Below are 21,497 nucleotides of genomic sequence, written 5' to 3' on the forward strand. Positions count from 1 at the left end.
GGCCATAACGCGTGTCGAACGTTTCCGCACATTCGGCGTGCGGAAACTATTCACGCTCTCGACCGCAATTTCGACCGATACAAAAATCTTAATGCGCCACTGTCCAGCCGACTCCGCGCACGTTGCGGATCAGGGACGGCCCGAACTTCTTGCGCATCGAATGGATCAGCACGTCAACGGCGTTGCTGTCCACCTCTTTGCCCCACCCGTATAGCCTGTCCTCCAGCTGGTCGCGAGACAGGATCATGCCGGGCCTTTCCAGCAACGCGTGCATCAGCGCGAATTCGCGTACGGAGAGCGACGACGCTACGCCGTTGCAGCACAACATGCGCTTGTTGAGATCGAGATTAAGCGACTCCCCACCGATCCGCGAGGTCGCGTAGCCCGCCTTTCGCCGCAAGACCGCCCGTATGCGGGCAAGCAGTTCGCGGACTTCGAATGGCTTGCGAACGCAATCGTCGGCGCCGACGTCAAGGCTGTGCACACGGGTATCGAGATCATCCAGTGCGGTGAGCATCAGGACAGGGACGTCGTTGCCCGAGGCACGCAACGCGCGCAGCAGATCGATACCGTCTGCGCCCGAGGTACCGAGATCAAGCAAGACGACAGCGTAATAGGCGGTGTTGATGGCCGTGCTACCGGCGTGGCCGTCGCGCACCCAGTCGACACTGCAATCCGCATCGTTTAATGCGCGAAGCAGGCTTCGGCCGATCTGCACATCCTCTTCAACCAGTAAAACTCGCATGATGTCCTATTCGTTTTGGATAGCGTTCGGGAAACGTCAGCCGCACGCTATTGAACATACAAATCCCCCTGTTGATTCGCGAAACTACTGTGCTGGGCTTAGATCACCGGAATTCACGTTTTTGAAGCGTCGTGCGCAGCCTCGCGCATGGTTTTGCCCTGGATCGAATCACGACAAGTGGTCGTCTTGATACTACGGGGCGCAGTGTGCGGGATTTTTCGGAATGGCGAAAATACCGACTATCGATGCCAATATAAGCAGCGCCTATAGCTCACGTATTTGCCCACCTGCAGCCGGCCAGAGCGGCAAGGCAATGTCTGGCTCAACCCTGCCTGAAGGCTTTACAGCCGGCCGCGAAAGAGGAATGCGGTGGTCGGTCCGACCGTGGCCGGACTCGACATTCGACGCCCGCGTACTCCGGGATTTTTATCCGCAGGCGATGTTTCAACGTCCTGTCTGCACGTCTGACGCTTCACTTGCAGACCGCGCCAAGGGGGGTCCCAAAAACTCGACTCCCCATTTATCCCCGAATTTCTGCAATGTCTCGGGAGCAGGAATGCCGTTCTTCATGGTGTTTCCGAGTTCGGTAAAGAACGCGGCCGCATCGAGCCCCGGCATGATCAGGATCAACATCTGCGAAGGCTCGGCGTCGATGTTGCTGAAACGGTGCGTGCTGCCTGCCTTTGCGACGACGGTCATTCCTGCTTCCGCGACGGTTCGCTTTCCATCGACTTCGAAAAGATAGCGCCCCTTCACGATGTGAAAGACCTCGGTCTCCCGCTCATGCCTGTGCATGGGCGGCCCATAACCCGGAGCGTCCGTTGTCTCAATGAGGGTCGCTCGTCCTTGCGTCGCGGCCGGAGCAATGCGCACTAAAAGATTCACCCCGATAGCGGGAATGACAATGTCGTTTTCCGCTGTCTCCGTGTAAAGAAGTTCGGTATGCATGTGTTTACCTCATGAATGGTGGGCAGCGTGAGCATGGACACACACACGCTTGCAGTTATTGCCGTCAGGCGAACGATGGGGCGTCGAAACCTTAGAAGTCCCGGCCTTCATCCGATCTCAGGATGAACCCGCAGACTTAGCCAAAAATGATTGCGGCATGGTCGACACATCGGGCGAGATTGGTCTACTCGCGCCCTCGGACGTTCACTACCGCGAGCAGCTTGGCCTGCTGGACAAGACGACCTTCTGCGATCAAACCGACACGTCGCGGATGCACCGGGAAGTCTGTTTCACGCACGAAATAGCGCTTGAGCAGTTCCCAATATCCGCCCTGGATCAAGAAGCCACCATTGCGTGCCGCATAACCGTCACGCCGAATCCGATACGCATGAGGCAAGTGATACCAAGGCAGATGTGGCAGATCGTGATGCACGAGATGGTAGTTATTGTTCAGATACAGAAGCCGCATCAGCAGCCCTGCTTCGTTGATGACCGTGCGGTGCTTGGGATCGCGAGCCGCGCGATGCTCGTACAGCGATCGAATCATCGCCAGAGAAAGCGCAGGCCATGTCACCCCCAGCAAGTAGTACCACCACGGTATGCCCGCATAGAACTGCAGCCACGCAAGCAACACCGTGACGAGCGCCGCGTGGATGACCCACGTAGACGCATAACGACTGTCACCGCGGCGCCATTCATTGAACGCTTGCGCGAGCAATGTCACGACACCAAGCGGCGGACCGACAATCAACCGGCCAACGAAACTCTTGCGCATACGCCATAGGGCGCGTTGCCATGCCTTTGCGTTCATCCATTGTTCGCGCAGCACGTAGTTGCTCTCCGGATCAATGTTCGGCTCGGTAAGGCTGTCATCGCGATGATGCGCGATGTGAGTGTCGCGATAGATCGCGTACGGATACCAGATCGCAAGCGGGACACTGCCGAGCAGTTTGTTGATGCGCGAGGAACGCGTCGGATGGCCGTGAAGCAGTTCGTGCTGAAGCGACAAGTGCCATGCGCACACCACGATGAGCAACGGCGTCGCGGCCACTATCGATAGCACCCCGGTTTGCACGCACCACGCGACGGCGAGCCAGCCACCATGAATCAGCACGATCAACAGCCACGTGGGCCATTCGGTACGCGCTGTGAACGTTGTTTGCAGCGATGCGATTTCCGACGCATGCGCTTCGTCTAAGTACTCGGCCATTCTCTTCTCAAGCCCGCCTGTTGATCACGGACGCAATCTAGGCTGCGAATATGAGGTATGAATGAGGCCAGTTCAGTTGGAGAGAAGATAATTCGACGCTAATTATTCACGTGGATTATTCAGTCTGTGCGGGCAAGCGTGTAGTCACCCAGAGTCGATTCAGCCAAATCCCCGCCCTCATTCTTTGCTAGTTCCGTGCCCGTACGATGAAGTCGTTCGATAGAGCGGTCGTTAATCGCGGCGCGAAATATAATCCGATCGGAAGGAGGCAAGCATGTCACCAGCAGCAATCATCCACGGCGCGCCCATCTGGGTCTGGGTGCTACTTGTCGTCCTGTTATTTCGTGGGTTAAAGGCGCTCAATAGCGGCACGGCGCCGCTCTCGAGGCTCGCCATCACGCCGCTCATCGTAGCGGGCCTGGGCATGGCGCATCTGGCTTCGAATCCACTAGCGGGATGGTTCGCAGTCGTTGCATGGATGATAGGCGCGATCGTTGGCATTGCGGGCGGCATTGCCATCGCGAGCCGGACTCGCTTCATAGTCGATCCGATTCGCAATACCGTGATGCTGCCGGGTTCCTCTGTGCCGTTACTGCTGATGCTTGCCATCTTCGCCACTAAATTCTGGCTCGGGTTCGAAATGGCTACGCTAACCAATGCATCGTCGCTCGAGATGGTCGTGTTGATCGGCGCTGCGGTGTCCGGAGTCGTCGCAGGCATGTTCGGCGGACGCTTTATTACCTACTGGCGAGCGATGACCGCGCGACAGGTGACGCAGCCGAATTCGCAAAGTGCTTAGGTGTGTCGTGTCACTCGTGTTACCCGCGCGCTGCAGGCCATCGTTGATCGTCGTTAATCCGTCGGAATGATCATCCGCTCCAGCATGGATTGCTTTTGCGTGCGGAAACCATCACGCTCACTGGGCGACGCCGATATGACCGGTTTCTCCACGGTGATCTTGATCGCGTTGCAGTTGTCGACGAAATAAGTGCCCACAACCGAGGTCAACTCGAAGCCGAGTGCATCCGCCACATTGCGTGTGCAAAAGCAGTTCGAGCGCAGCGCCGCTTCATACGCGTCCTTGGAGACGAACAGCACGTCGAATGTCAGCCGGTTGATGCCGGCGTCCTTGCTTCGGATCACACGGGCAATGTCGACCAGACGCCGGCTTCTCGGTAGTGTTCCCAGCGGTGGGTCAGGCGGGACGTCCTCGATCAGCGAGAGCGTCCTGTCGTCGAGATTCTGAGCGCCGGCCGGTTCGCCTACATCGAAATAGTCCGCTCGCGCCTCGCCCGTCTTGTTCCATTCGCGGCCGTTCGCACGGTAATAATGGATAGGAAACATCCGGTTGCGAATGACATCCTCGTTCTGAAGAAGATGATAGAGCGTCCATTTATACGCATTGGTCGCATCGGTCGCATCGGTTGTATCGATTGTATCGGGGCCGGGTAACGCCCCCGCGGCTGCCGACTCGACGCGACGCGCGCCCTCGAGCTTGATGCTCAACGGCCACGGCTTGCCGATGCGATAAAAGCGACTCTTGCGAATGCCGGCCGTGCGGGTATCGACAGCGAAGTACTCCGTTCTGGCCATCGCGAGCACGCCTTCAGGATAAAACTGCAACTGCGGATGAGCTTGCCCATGAAGCATATGCGCGGCGATGGAGTCCGGCGTACAGCGGCGACTCTCGTCAGGGGAGATAAAAACTGCGCTGCCGTCGTCGTAGAGCTCCGCCACGAGAAAGTCGGATGAGGAGCCGGGATCGCATGCGAGCGCGCCGCCCGCGAGCACGTGCCCAACGTGATACGCAAGCCCCGGCGCGATACCGCGGCGGAGCATGCCGGCGGCAAAGAGCGCCACGTCACCGGAACGGCATGTGAAAATATACTTCGCATTGCTATTCAGTGCAGAAAGTACCGGATGGATTCCCATCTGGCCGACAATCGTACTGTCGCGCAGCGACGCTTCGTCGAGTGCGGGTTCCACGCCGACCGGGCGCAATAACCCGGCGCGCAGTTCGTCGATCACAATCGCCGGATCGAGTTCGGATTGAATCACGGCTACTTTTGTATCGTGCACGTCGAGTTCTTCGAATACTTCGCGGGCGACCTCGAGCATCCAGTCGAGATTGCGATCGCCGCCTGCGATCCCACAGTTACCGAGAATCATCGGACCTTCGATACGTTCTGCGGCAGCGACCATGTTGCGAAGCGTGTTCTTGACAGCATGACGCTCGACGTATTGGCCGCCACTACCGGGATAATACGGTCCGGCATCGGTCGATCCCCCGGGGGAAATCACCGCATCAACACGCCCAACCAGCGCCTTTTTCAGCGATTCAAGTGAAGATTCGCAGCCCAATGCGCCGCCCGCGGAGACCACCCGATAGATTAGTTTCGCCATATCAACTTCCCCACTCGCATCGGACGACACCATATCGTCTTCGAGATGCCGGGGGGAGAGTCTGCGCGCGTTTTGAGAACAGGACTAATACTGTCTTGCGATGCCCGTATAAGCCGACACTTATAGCTTGCGACGGGTCATCCCCCTGGCGGTTCGATCCCGGCTGGCGGGTGCTCGGACAGGTGCTGTTTTACAAAGCCGGCAATGAAGTCGCGCACGGCTTCCCCGGCGGCAGAAAGCGGCGTCTCGGCTGAAGAAACGATGCTGGCCGTCAGCGAAATGGGGGGGTCGATCGCTTGCGCGGTAATAGTGCCGGGCAACTCGTCCGTGCCGCCAAGGGGCAAGATGGTATCTCCGACACCGGCCTGCACAGCGGCGAGCATGTCGGTACTGACGTCGGCCTCGGCCGCGATATGCGGCTCAATTCCGGCTGCCACGAACAGACGGTCGAGTACAAGCCGCACAATATTCGGCTGATGCGGCAGCACGAGTGGAAGGCCCGCGAGTTCCTCGAATTTGATCGATCCAGGACTAAGCGAGCCGTTTGCACGCCGCAGAAGAAAGAGTCGTCGCTCGAATAGCGGCACACTGACACAACCGCCATACGGCTCGCTTTCGAAGAGCACAGCCAGGTCGAGCGCCTGTTCACGAATGCGTGCGGCCAGTTGAATGCTGCCCGCTGAAGAAAGCTTAAGCCGCACCTTTGGCAACGCGGTTCGGCATGCCGCCATGATTGGCCCTGCAAGCTGCGACGCCAGGGGGAACGCCATGCCGATGGAAACGCTACCCTCAACTTCTTCGCCGTGTCCACGAACGACATCGGGCAAGCGCTCGACCCGCCGCAGGATCGCACTCGCCTCCACGTAAAGCCGCTCGCCTGCAGCCGTGGCGTTCACGCCTCGCGCGCTCCGTTGCAACAGCGTGACGCCGAGCCGATCTTCGAGATCGGCCATCTGCTGGCTCAACGCAGGTTGGGCTACGTGGGCGACCTGTGCCGCGCGCGAGAAACTACCGGCATCGACGATTGTCACGAAATAACGCAACTGTCGGAGTTTCATGTATCAACACCTCGCTGGAATGTCCAACACAGAGGCATACGCGCATGACGCGTGGTGTTCCGCCGGGCGTGGAAACCGCGCCGGTTCGCGCCAGATAATGTGCTCATCGGCTATGGGCCGCAGATCCGCACAAAAGCGAGACGGTAGGCGCTCAATGAGTCTACTGCGTTGCCGCTTGACGCACAATCCGCGCAATTTAACGCTGGAGGGGAGATCGGAAAGCGTGGAAGCGGTCGATGCCCGACCCGGCCGGTTCAGCTGCTCGGCTACGCGCGGCTTCGTGCGCGCTGCATGAGCCGGTACATCCAACTCGAAACCTGGTGATATGTTGTTGCATGTCGAGCACTTGCCTTATTGTTCACGAATGCGATGAGCGCCTGCTTTATGGAGGACAGATACGTAGCAATACCAGGATTAACCACGGAAAGTCCGGATACCGATATCAGGACCGGACTCAGCATGTCGGTGTTCACTAAAATGCCGGCGTTTTAAATCATGCGTAACTTCCAGCTAAGTTTGGGTCCTTATCCTTGCCTGATTCGTCAGCGGTCTCATTGACGCATACGTTCGAACCCGTCGGACTTGACGCCACGCAAGGAGATTTTGTATGTCAGATCTTGCCACCACAACGCTTGACTCACAGCCCGGGCGACGCTCATTCCGGGCAGCCATCGCGGGCGCCATCGGCAACGCAATGGAGTGGTACGACTTTACCGTTTATGGTTTCTTTGCGGCCACCATCGGCAGCTTGTTCTTTCCCTCTCAAAGTCATCTAGGGTCGTTGCTGGCGTCGTTTGCTGCTTTCGCGGTCGGCTTCGTCGTGCGACCGTTTGGGGCGCTCGTATTCGGCCATATCGGCGACAAATTCGGGCGTCGCGTCGCGCTGTGGACCTCAGTCGTCTGTATGGCCGTCCCCACATTCATGATGGGTCTGCTGCCGACCTATGCGCAAGTCGGTGTGCTTGCGCCCATTTTGCTCGTCCTGTTGCGGTTACTCCAAGGGCTTGCCGTCGCTGGAGAGATGGGCACGTCCGTGACGTTTCTCGTCGAGCAAGCAGGTCAAAAGCGGCGCGGCCTGGTCGGGAGCGCCGCGATGGTGAGCGCGGCACTCGGAACGCTGGCCGGTTCTGCACTCGGTGCGGTGCTGACAACGCTGTTGAGCGCTGAAGCGATCAACACCTGGGGCTGGCGCGTTCCATTCCTGATCGGGATCGTGATCAGCGGGGTTGCCTTGTATCTGAGACGGACGCTTCCTGACAGCGAAGTACCCGCGAAGCGAGCAGGTTCCCCGTGGCGCGAATCATTGAGGACACAATGGCGCACGATGCTGCTTCTCGTCGCCATGAACGCAGTCGGTTCGGTAGGTTTCTATCTGTGTTTCGTCTTCGTGACGACGTACCTTCGACAAACTGAGCATATGGCGGCATCCACCGCGCTCGACATCAACACATTGGCCGTCTTCATCCAGATGGGAACGTTTCCGCTCGCCGCGGCGCTCTCTGACAGGATCGGCAGGCGACCGGTTCTACTGACTGCAGCGGGAAGTCTGCTCATCCTCGGGCTGCCGCTCTTTTGGCTGATGCATCATCCTGATCCGATGCTCGCGGTCGCGGGTCAATGTGTGCTGGCGGCATTGATCGGTTGCTTCATCGGCGTCGCGCCGACGTACATGGCGGAAATGCTGCCAGGAAACTTGCGATGCACGACTGTGTCGCTCGCCTATAACGTCGGTTTTGGCGTGCTGGGCGGGCTGACGCCGCTGACGGCACTGTGGTTCATGCATCTTGACGCCAATGCGCTTTCGCCCGCCTATCTGCTCATGGCTGCTGCAGCTATCTCGCTGGTTTCTGTGTTGCGCATGCCAGAGACTTCCGGGTCGCGGCTTTCGGACGTGTATCGAAGCCGCGGTGCAGATGAGTTGTCGAGTGTTTGATGGGAGACAACTGCATTGTCGAGTTATCGTCAGTGAGACCGCACGACGCAGATGTGACGAAACTCGTCTGACTTGCGCCATCGCCACTATGACCAATCTTCGGCTTCCGGCTTCCAAACTCAACGGAATCTTAATTAAGCATCCTTCGTATTTTGTATCTATACCTATACGAAGTATCTCGGCCGAACCGGTTATTTACACCAGAGCCCCAACGCGCACCTTAAATTGGATCAATGCGACTGATCGTGCCAACGACCAACGCGTAACTGGCGATTGCTAGCAGAGCGTGAGCGCCGACGAATACGAGCGCACCGTTGAATGAGTGCGTTGTGTGGACCAGGTAACCGATGGCGATGGGCGTGGTGATACCCGAGAGGCTGCTGAAGGTATTGAACACCGACGCAGTCAGACCTGACGCATTCACCGGCGACGTATCGGCGATGACCGCCCATCCGAGCGCGCCGAAGCCCTTGCCGAAGAATGCCAGTGCCATGATCGTAACGACGAGCCAGTCCGCGCTCACGTAATTGCACGCCATGATGGTGGAAGCCATCAGCATGCCCACGTAGATGGGCACCTTGCGGGCGACTGTCAGTGTCCGGCCCCGTCGAAGCAGCAGGTCCGAAAGCATTCCACCCAGGATTCCACCCGAAAATCCGCAAATGGCCGGAACAGACGCCAGTATCCCGGCATGCAGCAAAGAGATATGCCTTTCCTGCACTAGATAGACAGGAAACCACATGATGAAAAAGAAGCTCAGGGTACTAATGCAGTACTGTGCCAAGGAAATTCCCAGCAGCACGCGGTTTTGCAGCAGGCGGCGAAACGTGTCGAAGCTGATCTGTCGCCGCGCCGGCATGCCCTGCATTGCGGCCGGACCGCTGTCCCTGCTTTTGCCGGCCATATCCAGCGTTCCACCCCCCGCTTCGATGAACTCGCGTTCCTCTGCAGTGAGCCGAGGGTGATCCAGCGGCCCTTTCAGCCTGAGTGCAAATAGCACGCCTGCGGCAATGCCGATGGCGCCCATCGCAAAGAAGACCGAGCGCCATCCGAAGTTGGCAGCAAGCAGAGCGAGCGCGGGCGTGAAAGCTGCGGCCGCGAAGTACTGCGTGGCGTTGAAGATCGCCGATGCCGTCCCGCGCTCGGCTGCCGGGAACCAGGCAGCCACGATCTTGGCGTTGGCGGGATAGCAAGGCGCCGCGGCCATGCCGACCATGAAGATCAACGCGAAAATCAGTGCGCTCGCCGCGTGCTGGCCGAAGAGGGGTGCAAAACCTACACCCGCGACGCAAAACGACCACAGGAAGACGGCCCCCGTATAAGTGCGTTTGGCCCCGAACCGATCCAGCGCCCAGCCCCCGGCCAACTGGAAGACCGTGTAGGCCCACGCGAAGGACGAGAAAATCCAGCCCAACTGAAGGTGATTCAAATGCAACTCGGCAGACATGGGTGTGGCCGCAATCGACATCGCCGCGCGATCTGCAAGATTGATCGTCATGACGACAAATATCAGCCCGATCACTTCGTAGCGAATGCGCCGCGCCGCAAACTTGCGCAGTTGCGCAATCAGGCTCCTTTCGATGGGGCGATCGAAGACGCGTGTGGGATCGACGTTCATATGAAAAATCCGGAAATTGCGCAGCGTGACAGGAAACCGAAATGTTTCCGTCTCCGGGAAACCCGAGGCCGTTCACCGCAATTGTCGCCGCGCTCGCTGCAGCATGCCAACAACGTTACGGTACCGAGTTGGGGTTTTCAGGCTGACTCACACACCACGATGCCAGCCTCCCTGGCAACCCGAACATGACCCTGAATGGTGGCGGCGTCTCGCGCGCGAACCGACTGCAAGCCTGCAAGCTGCAGAGCAACCTCGTAGCGACAGCATAAATCGTCGTCTCCGATCAAGACAATGGGTCGTTCGCCATCCACGTTCTCCGTGATCAATGCACTGGCAACTTCCAGACCGATCAGAATTCCTGACAGGTAGTCAGGCAATGCAGCCGGATGCTCTTCACCCATGAGACCCGCAGTACGCGCGGCAAAGAGCACGTGCGTGGCATGCGACGGATGATTCAAGCCAAGCGTTGCACCGCGCGCAAAGGCCTCGTTATCCTTGACATCAAACTCCATCAATCTACCGAGAATGCCGTGCTTGGTGAGCAAGCCGTACAACTCCCCGGTCATATAGGTCGCGAACCGGGTGATCATCGACTGCTCGCCGACGAAGGCCCATTTGCTGTGCGTACCGGGTAAAACGCACAAGCTGCCGGGCTCCACATCAGCGCCCCAAATCTGCGTTTCTTCTCCACGCATGACGTCGTACATCGACGCTGCCGAGCCGCATCGCAATCCGGGAATGATGTGCATCTCGACCTTGTTCGAGATTGATAGCGTCGTGAACGCGCGCGCGGCGGCGGCTGGCGTCGCAGGACAGTCCAGGTAAGGCGCTTCCACCCAGCCTTGACGACTGCCGATCATGCCGCTCGCCACGATCGGACAGCCGAATTGATCGATCCAGTCGCTGCAGATTGCATGCAGTGACGCCTCGAACTGCCGGTCCTTCACCGACATGACACCGCCCGCGGCATTTCTCGCCTCGATGATTCTGCCCTCTGCCGACACCAGTGTGGCACGCAAACTCGACGTTCCCCAGTCGAGGCTGATGAATGATGGGTTCATAATATGGGATCCTTATTAATGCGTTGGTATAATTGAAATATTTTCGGCGCAGCGCGAAACAACGAAATCGCGCTGCGCCCATTCTGTTTCTATGCAGCAGGCTTCTTTCGAATGTGCTGCCACACCTTCTCACTTGGCTCGATACCCAGTCCAGGCCCCTCGGGCAACTGGAACGCCCCATCGACGCAACGCATGGTCGTCTGCACGTATTGCAGGTTGCGATCGAAAACCGAATGCTGGTATTCGTGCATCGGTGCATTGGGAAGTGCGGCGGTTGCATGCAGGCTCGCCGCCTGGAAGATTCCGATGCCAATGCTCGCGTGTGGAATCACCTTCATGTGGAACGCATTGGCCATCCGCGCGATCTGCATGAACTGGCTGATCCCGATATGCCCCATTTCAGGCTGAATAATCGACATTGCGCGTTTTTCCAGCCGCGTGCGATATTCATAAACCGTGCGCCATTCCTCGCCGAGCGCGAGCGGTACACGGATATGCGAACCAACGTGCGCCTGGCCTTCGATGTCCTCCGGCTGACACGGCGCTTCGACAAAGTAGGGACGATATGGCGTCAGTTGGTCGACGAGTTGGATCGCTTCCTGGGCCGTGAATTTCCAGTGCAAATCGACCATGAGGTGCATGCTTTCCCCTAGTCCTTCGCGGAGTGCGCGCATCTCGTCGACGATTCCGTCGAAGGACACGGCCGCGTGATACTTGAACGCGGTGAATCCCTTGGCCACGAACGAATGCGCCAGCGCTACGCGCTCGTCGAGTGAGCGGCCCGGAAGGCCTGAAACATACGCCGGAATTGACGTCCGACGCTGCCCCCCGATGAGCTTGACCACCGGCTGTCCGACCAGCTTCCCGAACAGATCCCAGATCGCAATGTCCACGCCAGCAATGGAATCTACATAGAAGCCACCAAAAAAGCCGCGCACCCGCATCATGTCGTACAGGTCTTCCTGGATCACGACAGCGTCTCTCGGATCGCGTCCAAGGACGGCCGGCCCGAGCACGTCGTCGATGATTGCTGTCACGGCCTCGGGCGCCACGATCCCATAGGTTTCACCCCAGCCGACCGTGCCGTCGTCTGCGGTAAGCTTGATGAGCACTGACATGTCAGTTGCCGGATAGATCGTTCTATTGCCCCTGCGGATAAGGTAGCCGCGGCTGTTGACCTGCTCGTCCTGACCGAGGCCGCCGAGGTAAGGCTCATCGCGGGGAATCGAAACGATGAAGGTTTCGACCGACGCTATTCTGGGTGAGATAGTCATATGGAACGAGTCGTGATTAGTCAGGGAGCGGAAATGCGCGAGCCATCGCCCGCAAAAAGATGCAGTGCTTCGTCGGCGAATGCGAGCCCGATGAGCTCACCTCTTGCGCATGTTGTTGTGCCGTCGACTTTCGCCATAATCGTTCCCATCACCGTCTTCACATAGACGAACGTTTCGCTGCCGAGCCGCTCGACGAAGTTGACTTCACCGATCAGCGGTGCATCACGCTTATCGACGATCCGCATATGTTCAGGCCGCACACCCAGGGTCAGGGTCGGGCTGGTGATCCGCTTCGCCACCGGCATGCACACATGACCGGCCGGCAGCTCGACGTTGACCGACATCGAATCCATGGGCGCTGCCGACACCTCGATGAAGTTCATTTTCGGCGACCCGATAAAGCCTGCGACAAACCGGTTCGCCGGACGGTGGTACAGATCCAGCGGACGTCCCACCTGTTCGATCTTTCCGTCGCGCAGCACGACAATCTTGTCCGCGAGGGTCATTGCTTCGACCTGGTCATGCGTCACATAGACGAACGTCGTGCCAAGGTCTTGCTTGATGCGTGCAAGCTCGAGCCGCATTTCAACGCGCAACGCAGCGTCCAGATTAGAGAGCGGCTCGTCGAACAGAAAGAGCGAAGGCTCACGCACGATCGCCCGGCCAATCGCCACGCGCTGACGTTGCCCGCCGGAGAGATCCTTTGGCTTTCTTGCCAGCAGATGCTCGATTTGCAGAATACGCGCGCTTTCCTTAACCTTTTCTCCAATGCGCTCCTTCGGTAACCTCGCCATCTTCAGGCCGAACCCCATGTTTTCCGCGACGCTCATGTGCGGATAAAGGGCATACGACTGAAACACCATCGCGATCCCGCGTTTCGCCGGCTGCAACCCCGTGACATCGTTGCCGCCGATTGAAATCGTGCCGGACGTGCTTTCCTCGAGCCCCGCAATCAATCTGAGCAATGTGGACTTTCCGCATCCCGATGGTCCGACGAACACGCAAAATTCGCCATCGGCAACATGCAGGTCGACGTCCTGAATGACGGACGCGACACCGAACGATTTATTAATCTGACGCAATTCAAGCTGTGCCATGTAACTCGCCTCTAATGGTGGAAAGCACTTGCTGAGGAATCAGGAGATCGTCGATGTCGCGCAGGAAATCGTCGACGTCAGAGGTATCGGCCGCGTCGAGCAAGGGACCTGACGCACGCTGCAATCTGCATGTGATCAGTCCGCGCCGATGCAGGACGTACTTCGTCAACGACCAGCGAAACACCGCCTGCACGTTCAGGATCGGCAGCATGCGCGTGAACAGCGCCCTCACTTGTTCGCTTTGCCCTGCGCTATGCGCCTTGAACAGCGCAACGTGAATCTCTGCCAGTTCGATAGCCGGCATCGTTCCACACGCGCCGCGCCGTAGTTCGTCCGTGATGTAGCGGCCGCCGGCGCCGCCGAACACACCCAGCATCGTTTTCGGTGCACGGCCCTTGAGGATCGAAAGCCGCTGCCCGCTCGGCAGGGTTTCTTCCTTGACGTACCGGATAGCCGGCACCGCATTCAGGATTTCGAGCAACACCTCGGGATCCAGGCCTGCTCCAACGGGTGCCGGCACGTTCTGCAGCATGATGGGTATGTGCGGCACTGCCGCTGCAATTCGACTGAAGAACTCGATCTGTGGCTGCGCGGTCAACCGGTCCGGCGGGACCGCGATCATCAGCGCCGCCGCTCCCCCTTGGGACGTCGCTTGCGCGAGCCGGATGGTCAACTCGGCATCCGTACTGGAAACACCGGCAATCAGCGGCACACGGCCGTCGATTTCGTCCAACACAATGTTAGTCAGCATGAGCTTTTCGTCGATGCTCAATTGCCCGAACTCGCTGGCGACGCCCGGGTAGGTAATCCCGTCCACCCCAGCCTTGAGCAGGTAGCGCACGAGATTGCGCAGGCTGACGACGTCAGGATCGCCGTTCTCCTCGAACGGCGTCGGCAACACCGGAAACACGCCGACAAGCGGTATGTGGGCGGTCGTTATCGTCATTACTTGTTCTCCACGATGTGCAGGGCAGGAAGTCCCCACGAGGTACGAATATGGTTCGACAACAGCGCGCTGGCTGCGAGCGACGTCAAGCCGCCGTCGAGTGGAAGATCCACTCCCGTAATGAACGAAGACTCATCGCTGGCGAGGAATAGCGCCGCGTTGGCGACGTCGGCTGGCTCGCCGATGCGGCCCATCGGATAGCTCTGCGCAACGGCTACAAGATCCGCCGGCGTGAGTCCCTGGACCGTGCGCTCGGTTGCGATGAATGCCGGCGAGATCGAGTTGCAGCGCACGCGCTGCACGCCGAATTCGACGGCGATCTGCTTCGTCAGCGCCCGCACGCCGCCCTTTGCGGCGGTGTACGCGGCAAGGCCCGGATTCGCGACAATCTGGTTGATCGACGCAACATTGATAATTGATCCGCCACCACGCGCGATCATTTCCGGCATCGCGGCGCGGCAAAAACGAAACGTCGCGGTCAGCGCCGAATCGATCGTGCGGGCCCACCCTTCGTCGGTCTCGTTAGTGAGGCTCGCCGCCGTGTACTGAACCGCGTTGTTGACCAACACATCGAGTCCGCCGAAGCGCGCTCTTGCGACGCGAATGGCCTCATCGACGGTCGATTGCTCGTGCGCGTCGAGGCACAACATTTCTATGCGCTCTTGCGGCAAGCCGGCGATTGCGCGCCCGGCGCTCGCATCCGACAGTTCAACGGCGACCACCCGGGCGCCCTCGCCCACGAACCGCTCGAGGATCGCGCGGCCGATACCCTGACCCGCACCGGTGACGATCGCTACCTTGTTCTCAAGTCTCATGATTTGACCGCTCCAGCGGTAAGCCCCTTGATGAAGTAACGCTGCAGAAAGGCGAACCCCAACACGACAGGCAGCGAGATGACGATCGATTCGGCCATGGCTCCGCCCCAGTTCGCGCGGCCTTCACCCAGATAGCTCAGCAGCAGGCCGGGGCCAACCGTGCGCAACTCCGGGGACGTCACAAGCGTGAGCGAAAAGAGCAGATCGTTCCAGGCCCACATGAACGAATACAGGCCGACGGTCACCATCGCGGGAATAGCGAGCGGCAATACGATTCGATGCAGGATGTAGACTTCGCTCGCTCCATCGACACGAGCTGCTTCAATTATTTCATTAGGAATATTGATGAAATAGCTGTAAAGCATATAGGTACCGCTCGGCAGCGCGAGGATGATGTAAGCAATGATCAAACCCAGCCGGGTGTCGAGCAGGCCAGCCCACTGAAACATCGGGTAGACGCTGACCAGCAGCATCGCAAACGGGAACATCTGCGCCGAGAGCATCAGGAACATCAGCGGCTTGCGGCCGATGTAGCGGAACTTGGCGAAGCTATACGCCGCGTAGGTCGACAGTGCGACGGTGAGAAGCGCGCCGCCGCCCGCCGTGATCAGGCTGTTGCGCAGTTGCAGCCCGGTCCCGCTGTGGCCGAAGAGCGAACGATAGTTTTCCAGCGTTGGTGCGTGCGGCAATATTGACGGAATGCGCACGAACACTTCACCTTCGGGTTTGATCGACGTCAGCAGCATCCAGACGATCGGCAGAAACAGAAAGCCGCCAATCACGAGCAACAGCATCAGGAAACCGGTTCTTGCTCGCCAGTTGTTGAGAAGTAACATGCTTAATTCTCCCGCTTGAACAGAATGCGCAGATAAAACACGGACGGGATCGCAATGGTCACGAACCACAGCACGCCGATCGTGCATGCGCTGCCGACATCCCAGTTCTGAAACGCCTGCTTGTAGACTTCGATGGACAGCATCGTCGTGGCCTTGACCGGACCGCCTTGAGTGAGCGCATAGATCACGTCGAACGCCTGCAGGTTACTCATGGCGCCGAGTATGGTCACGATGATGATCGTCGGCGCGAGATGGGGTAACACGACGTATCGGAAAACGCCGATGTTTTCGCAACCGTCGACTCGCGCCGCGTCCATCTGATCCTGCGACACGCCCTGCAGACCTGCCAGGAAGAACGCCATGAACAGCGGCACCGACACCCAGACGCGTGTGAGGACCACGGCCGCCATAGCCGAGTGCGCTTCGGCCAGCCAGGGTACAGGGTCCGTAATCACGCCCAACTGCAGCAGAATCGCGTTGAGGATGCCGTACTGACCATTGAAGATCCAAGCGGCAAGAAACGCGGTAACGGTCGAAGGAAGAACCCAGGGCAACAGCGAAAGCGCGCGCAGAAATGCCTTGCCCCTGAACGACTGATTGAGCACGACCGCCCACGCGAGACCGAGCACGAGCGTGATGCTGGTCGTCAGCACCACGAACGTCAGTGTGTTTAACCAGATTGTCAGCGTGTCGGGATTGCTCAGCAGCTTCCTGAAGTTACGCAGGCCGACAAAGCGGGGCGTATCCATTTCTATCGTGTAGCGATAGAAAGAGAGTTTGAGCGATTGTAGAAACGGAATCAGGATAACGGCAAAGAATGCAATCAGCGAAGGCAGCGCGAAAGCAAATCCAATTCTTCTTTCGTGCGACTTCAATGATCCACGCTGCTTTGCAGCCCGTAGATCGGACTGCGTCGAGGATAGGCTAGCGTTGTTCATAGGAACCGGGTTCGTGTAAAGGATTGACGCGCGGATTGACGTGCGGGCACGAGTTCATTCGCGGCGACGCCTGCTTATACGATGGCGGCACTCAGCCGCTGACTCATGTCGTCAATTGCTTGCGCAGCCGTCTTTTGCCCCAGCACGGCGGCTTGCACCTGCTCGCCGACGATCACCGTCAGGTCCGCAACATTCGGGAAGAAAGCAAGTTCGTCACGTGTGGCGCTCTTTGCGCTCGCGGTCCAGTTCGCGACATACGGGTCGCCGGATAGTTTGGCGATTGCGCTTCGGGTGACGGGGAACAGACCAATCCGCTGGAAATACTCGAGTTGCGGCTCGTCAGTCATGCTGAGGTACGAAACAAAGCGAGCGGGCGCCGACTTCACATCGAAACTTTGCTTGTCTTGCGCGAAACTGCCGAGCAGATGGCCCCATGCAAACGAGCGCGGAACATCACCTTTCTTTAAAACCGGTGTCGCGATAGATTCAACGTTCACGTCGAAGGCGGTGCCTTTACCAGAATTGTCGCGGGCGAAACCGCGGGCGAGCGGCGCATCCTGATAGAAGGCGCAGCGGTTCTGCGCGAACAGGCGGCGGGCGTCGTAGCGGTCCGTGTCTTTTGCGGCCAGACGGTCTTTCACGAGGTCGCTCATAAACCCGAGCGCGCGCGCGCCAGCGGGGCTGTTGACCACGACCTGTCCCTGCTCGTTGAAGATGTGGCCACCGAAGGTCCACAGCCAGGTCTGGAAGTCAGCCGCCATCGACGCATTGTCTTTAGTAGACATGGCGTACGGCACGGCTTCAGGGAATTTCGCCTTGACCGCCTTGAGCGATTCGATGAACGCGTCAATGGTGACGGGCGCTTGGGGAACGCCGGCTTCCTTCAGGACGGTCGCGTTGGCAACCATGCCGATGGAGCCAGCGGTCCACGGCATGCTCAGTTGCTTGCCCTTGAATTCGCCAAGCCGCAGGATTGCCGGATCGATGACCTTTTCGAGCGCCGCCCTGCCGTAGACGTCGTTGAAGTCGACCATCTTGCCGGTCGCGCCGAATTGCGGCAGCCATTGCAGCGTGAGTTGGGCTGCATCGACTGGCTGATGCGCACGCAGCCGCAGGAAAAGATTCTGCTGCATCTGCGCATAAGGGAACCCCACGACCTTAACCGCCGCGCCAGGGTCGCCTTGCTGAAACTGTTCGAAAATCCTGCTCAGTGTGGCCTTGCTGGCTGCTTCGTCCTGGGACCAGCCCACGTACGTGAAACCGTTTGTGGCAGCTTTCAGCAGCGCCGGCGCGAAAACGGATGAGGCAGCCACGGCCGAAATGAATTTGCGTCGTGTGAGCACACTTGTCTCCTTGTTTCTATAATTGGAACTTGTGATGCGATCCTAGCATGGTTTTTTTAAAAGTTCCATTGAATAGAACAGAAATCTAACCGTCAAACTTTTGGGCGTACAATGCCCCAAAGAGGCGCGTTCTATAGGAAACGGACCCGCCATCTCCATCTGAGGCGAAAGACTTGACCAAAGCGAAACGAAAAATAGTAGAAATCACCTCCGCAAATCCGCTGAATGCGGAATTCGAGAGTGAGGGGACGGCGGCGCTCGCCATAAGTGAAGACAAAGGCCCGGGCGGCGTCGGCGTGCTCGAAAAGGCAATGTACCTGTTGAATATAGTCTCGCAGGCGCCAACGCCCATGACATTCACACAGCTCCTACGGGCCTGCGGCCTGCCCAAGGGCACGCTGCACCGTATCCTGACGACGCTCCAGCGCGAAGGCCTGTTGCGTCACGATGCATACAGCAAGACGTTCCGCCTCGGGTTGCGCTTCCTCGAACTCGCGCACGAGGTCTGGAGCGACTTCGACCTGCGGGTCGCCGCGCAAGACGAACTTGTCCTGCTGCGCGATCTCGTTGGTGAATCGGTGCATCTGGCGATTCTGGACGGCAATAGTGCCGTGGTCATTGCCAGCGAAGACGCGCGCCAGGTCGGGCGAATTTCGCTCGGCGTCGGCATGCGCCTGCCGCTTCATGCAAGCGCGGCCGGCAAAGCCATCGCGGCCTATCTCGACCCGCTCCAGCAGCAGGATCTGCTGAACACGATCACATTGCAGCCGCTCGGTCCGCGCACGATCACGTCCGTCGACGCGCTCAGGAGCGAGCTCGACCTGACGCGTTCGCGCGGCTATGCACTCGCCAACCAGGAGGGCTCAAACGACATGGTCGCGCTCGCGGCGCCGGTGTTCGACTTCGAGGGCCGGCCGATTGGCGCGGTGGCCATCTCCGGCAATACAAGCCGGCTTGACGTGGCGCGCGCACACAATCTGTCGGCGGCAGTGATGGGCGCTGCGCGCAAGATCTCGCACAACTCGGGCGGCCAATCTATGTCGCTTGCGGCAAAGAGCCAACCTCCCGCGCTAGCAAACGCAGACGTTCACTGCGTGAGCCAGGTGCCGTCGCTGCTTGGCGAGGCGCCAATGTGGTCGCCGCGTGACGACGCGCTCTACTGGGTCGACATTCTCACGCCCACCATCCACCGTTTCGATGCAGCCAGCCGCTCAAGCACGGAACTCAAACTCGGCTCAATGTTGAGTCTCGTGATCCCGAAGGCGACCGGCGGGCTGCTCATCGCGACACCGGGCGGTCTGATGACCGTCGACGAGGTCGGCAATCTCACGCGCTTCTCTCACCCGGAGTTCGACCGGCCGCTCAATCGCTACAACGACGGCAAGTGCGACCGCATGGGGCGCCTGTGGGTGGGCACGATGGACATGGGCGCGGTGGCCAATCGAGGCAACCTGTTCCGGGTCGACGCAGACGGTTCCTGGAAGAAGATGGATACGGGTTTCACAGTAGCGAACGGCTTGGGCTGGAGCCCGGACAATACGCGGATGTATTTCACGGATTCGCACCGCAAAACTATCTATCAGTACGACTTCGACCTGATCAACGGCGTGATCGCCAACCGTCGGCCGCTGATCACGCTCGACTCGTCGGCGGGTTCGCCCGACGGCCTGACCGTCGATGCGGAGGGCTGCCTGTGGGTCGCCATGTGGGACGACTGGTGCGTCGTGCGCTTCGATCCCGAGGGCCGGGAAATGACGCGCATTCGCATGCCCGTCCCACGCCCGACCAGTTGCTGCTTCGGCGGCCAGAATCTCGACGTGCTCTATGTAACCAGTGCGCGCGTCCGGCTGACCGAAGACATGCTTAATAGCGCTCCACTTTCCGGATCGCTCTTCGCAGTCAATATCCCCGGCGTGCGCGGTCTTCCCGAGACGACCTTCGCCGGATAAGCCTCTTCGGCTCATCCGCGCGTGACATCGCCGGCACTGCGCCTGGCGATGTCGAAACCTTCCCTACCCTCTACCGCCGCTTCAAGATCTCGCTGATCGCCTTCGCGCCAGACCTCCGCGCGCGGCTCGCCCTCTGTTTGCCGCCCACCGCTCCCTCGATGCATCGTGACAACGCGAATCCTAGGAGTATCCCGAAGAGGCTCTAAAACAACTTGCATTGGTTCCACTGAATGCTAAACTTCACTCATAAGTTCCATTTAACGGAACTAACCGAGGAGACTGTTAGTGATGAGAAAAAAATTATTCATGGCTGCCTTGACCGCGCTGGGCGCAAACGCTGCGATGGCGCAGTCGTCAGTGACTCTCTACGGGTTGGTCGATTTGGAGGTCGGCAAATACGACGGCAGTCAGGCTATCCGGATGAACACCGGGGCGACCAGCTTCTGGGGTTTCAAAGGGGTCGAGGATCTGGGAGGCGGGTACAAGGCAATCTTCCAGTTGGAACAACAGTTCAATCCGAACAACGGCACGTTCTATAACTCGAGTTCGTTCTTCAGTGGCCGCTCGACCGTCGGGCTCGAGGGATGGTTCGGTCACCTCGCCCTGGGCCGGGATGTTAATGCGAGCCACTACGCCGAAGTATCGGCCGACCCCTTTGGTCAGAACGGCTTGGTGGCGGGCTATGCTGCGCGCGGCGGCATATCCGAGGCAAACGGCGGCCCAGGACAAATCGATACGGTGCGCACGAACAATTCGGCGAATTATGCGTACACGCTGGGTTCAGTGACTGTGCGCGCGCAGGTCGCCTCACGCGACTCGGCGGTTCAGGGTGACAACATTCCTTATTCCGCGTCGATCGTGTATCAGAGTCTGAATCTCAAGCTCGCCGCCTCGTTCATCCGTCCGCAGGGGGACCACGCTCACTGGGCCTATACGGCTGGTCAATACGACTTCGGGTTTGCGCGGCTTTATGCCGGCTATGGCTTTGGCCAGAACACGTTTAGCCAGTCGATTCACAACCAGATGGCCGGCCTCAGCATCCCCATTGGCCCGGCGCAGGCGGTAATGACCACCTTCAGTCACACGGCATCCAACGGACAGACAATTCAATGCCGTAGCGCATTGGGCTATTTCTACTTCCTGTCCAAAGCGACGAGCGTCTATGCGGATGTCGTCTACGACTCCAAGTCAGGAAGATTCGCTTATGGAACCACAGGCTGGCAGGCGACGAACACGTCGACTAACGGCACAGGCTATACGGTCGGTCTGCGACACTTATTCTGAAACACATCAGCGCGATTGCCGGTCACGCACACATGTGGT

General features: G+C 59.0%; 18 protein-coding genes. 4 read left to right on the plus strand and 14 right to left on the minus strand.

Features of this window, described 5'->3' with window-relative positions; translation table 11 throughout:
- Positions 1-88: 88 nt before the first annotated feature.
- From GSQ93_RS34430 to GSQ93_RS34440, 3 genes are all read right to left on the minus strand, one after another.
- Entirely contained in the window at positions 89-745 is a 657-nt protein-coding gene (locus GSQ93_RS34430; RefSeq protein WP_158940399.1) for a response regulator transcription factor, read from the minus strand.
- 444 nt (positions 746-1,189) lie between these two features.
- Positions 1,190-1,693, minus strand: a complete 504-nt coding sequence (locus tag GSQ93_RS34435; RefSeq protein ID WP_158940400.1) for a cupin domain-containing protein — start codon at positions 1,691-1,693, stop codon at positions 1,190-1,192.
- A gap of 184 nt (positions 1,694-1,877) precedes the next feature.
- Positions 1,878-2,903, minus strand: coding sequence for a fatty acid desaturase (locus GSQ93_RS34440; protein ID WP_158940401.1), 1,026 nt, complete (start codon positions 2,901-2,903; stop codon positions 1,878-1,880).
- 274 nt (positions 2,904-3,177) lie between these two features.
- Here GSQ93_RS34440 and GSQ93_RS34445 point away from each other — a divergent pair, with 274 nt between their 5' ends.
- Positions 3,178-3,702 carry a DUF6622 family protein gene (locus GSQ93_RS34445; protein ID WP_158940402.1) on the plus strand — a complete coding sequence of 175 codons (525 nt, stop codon included), beginning with the start codon at positions 3,178-3,180 and terminating at the stop codon, positions 3,700-3,702.
- Between the two features lie 53 nt (positions 3,703-3,755).
- Here the strand turns inward: GSQ93_RS34445 and GSQ93_RS34450 are convergent, their stop codons facing one another.
- Complete coding sequence (locus tag GSQ93_RS34450; protein ID WP_158940403.1) at positions 3,756-5,306, minus strand: DUF4387 family protein; 1,551 nt, start codon at positions 5,304-5,306, stop codon at positions 3,756-3,758.
- Positions 5,307-5,443: 137 nt separating this feature from the next.
- Positions 5,444-6,364 (minus strand): LysR substrate-binding domain-containing protein, encoded by a 921-nt coding sequence (locus GSQ93_RS34455; RefSeq protein ID WP_158940404.1) that lies wholly within the window; start codon positions 6,362-6,364, stop codon positions 5,444-5,446.
- A gap of 607 nt (positions 6,365-6,971) precedes the next feature.
- Between GSQ93_RS34455 and GSQ93_RS34460 the strand changes: the two genes are divergently transcribed.
- Positions 6,972-8,297, plus strand: a complete 1,326-nt coding sequence (locus tag GSQ93_RS34460; protein ID WP_158940405.1) for an MFS transporter — start codon at positions 6,972-6,974, stop codon at positions 8,295-8,297.
- 220 nt (positions 8,298-8,517) lie between these two features.
- Here the strand turns inward: GSQ93_RS34460 and GSQ93_RS34465 are convergent, their stop codons facing one another.
- The 9 genes from GSQ93_RS34465 to GSQ93_RS34505 all read right to left on the minus strand — a co-directional run bounded on the left by GSQ93_RS34465 (position 8,518) and on the right by GSQ93_RS34505 (position 18,225).
- A complete protein-coding gene (locus GSQ93_RS34465; RefSeq protein WP_158940406.1) occupies positions 8,518-9,915 on the minus strand; it encodes an MFS transporter in 1,398 nt (465 codons plus the stop codon).
- 137 nt (positions 9,916-10,052) lie between these two features.
- Positions 10,053-10,976 (minus strand): 2-dehydro-3-deoxygalactonokinase, encoded by a 924-nt coding sequence (locus GSQ93_RS34470; protein ID WP_158940407.1) that lies wholly within the window; start codon positions 10,974-10,976, stop codon positions 10,053-10,055.
- Positions 10,977-11,065: 89 nt separating this feature from the next.
- Positions 11,066-12,250 carry a mandelate racemase/muconate lactonizing enzyme family protein gene (locus GSQ93_RS34475; protein ID WP_158940408.1) on the minus strand — a complete coding sequence of 395 codons (1,185 nt, stop codon included), beginning with the start codon at positions 12,248-12,250 and terminating at the stop codon, positions 11,066-11,068.
- A 20-nt stretch (positions 12,251-12,270) separates the two neighbouring features.
- A complete protein-coding gene (locus tag GSQ93_RS34480) occupies positions 12,271-13,347 on the minus strand; it encodes an ABC transporter ATP-binding protein (RefSeq protein ID WP_158940409.1) in 1,077 nt (358 codons plus the stop codon).
- The gene (locus GSQ93_RS34485; RefSeq protein ID WP_174254711.1) at positions 13,334-14,293 is read right to left on the minus strand and encodes a dihydrodipicolinate synthase family protein; all 960 of its coding nucleotides are present in this window, start codon (positions 14,291-14,293) and stop codon (positions 13,334-13,336) included. Before GSQ93_RS34485 ends, GSQ93_RS34480 begins: the two co-directional genes overlap by 14 nt.
- Positions 14,293-15,108, minus strand: a complete 816-nt coding sequence (locus GSQ93_RS34490) for an SDR family NAD(P)-dependent oxidoreductase (RefSeq protein WP_158940410.1) — start codon at positions 15,106-15,108, stop codon at positions 14,293-14,295. Before GSQ93_RS34490 ends, GSQ93_RS34485 begins: the two co-directional genes overlap by 1 nt.
- Positions 15,105-15,944 (minus strand): carbohydrate ABC transporter permease, encoded by an 840-nt coding sequence (locus tag GSQ93_RS34495; protein ID WP_158940411.1) that lies wholly within the window; start codon positions 15,942-15,944, stop codon positions 15,105-15,107. The genes GSQ93_RS34490 and GSQ93_RS34495 overlap by 4 nt, the downstream gene beginning before the upstream one ends.
- 2 nt (positions 15,945-15,946) lie before the next feature.
- On the minus strand, positions 15,947-16,693 hold the full coding sequence (locus GSQ93_RS34500) for a carbohydrate ABC transporter permease (RefSeq protein WP_158940412.1): 747 nt from the start codon (positions 16,691-16,693) through the stop codon (positions 15,947-15,949).
- Between the two features lie 263 nt (positions 16,694-16,956).
- Positions 16,957-18,225, minus strand: coding sequence for an ABC transporter substrate-binding protein (locus GSQ93_RS34505; protein ID WP_158940413.1), 1,269 nt, complete (start codon positions 18,223-18,225; stop codon positions 16,957-16,959).
- A 173-nt stretch (positions 18,226-18,398) separates the two neighbouring features.
- On the opposite strand from GSQ93_RS34505, the gene GSQ93_RS34510 reads away from it, so the two are divergent.
- Together GSQ93_RS34510 and GSQ93_RS34515 are read left to right on the plus strand one after the other, a co-directional pair.
- The gene (locus tag GSQ93_RS34510) at positions 18,399-20,174 is read left to right on the plus strand and encodes an SMP-30/gluconolactonase/LRE family protein (RefSeq protein WP_254074216.1); all 1,776 of its coding nucleotides are present in this window, start codon (positions 18,399-18,401) and stop codon (positions 20,172-20,174) included.
- A 288-nt stretch (positions 20,175-20,462) separates the two neighbouring features.
- Positions 20,463-21,458, plus strand: coding sequence for a porin (locus GSQ93_RS34515; RefSeq protein WP_158940414.1), 996 nt, complete (start codon positions 20,463-20,465; stop codon positions 21,456-21,458).
- Positions 21,459-21,497: the final 39 nt, after the last annotated feature.

This window comes from Burkholderia sp. S171, from assembly GCF_009766085.1.
GTDB lineage: Bacteria > Pseudomonadota > Gammaproteobacteria > Burkholderiales > Burkholderiaceae > Caballeronia.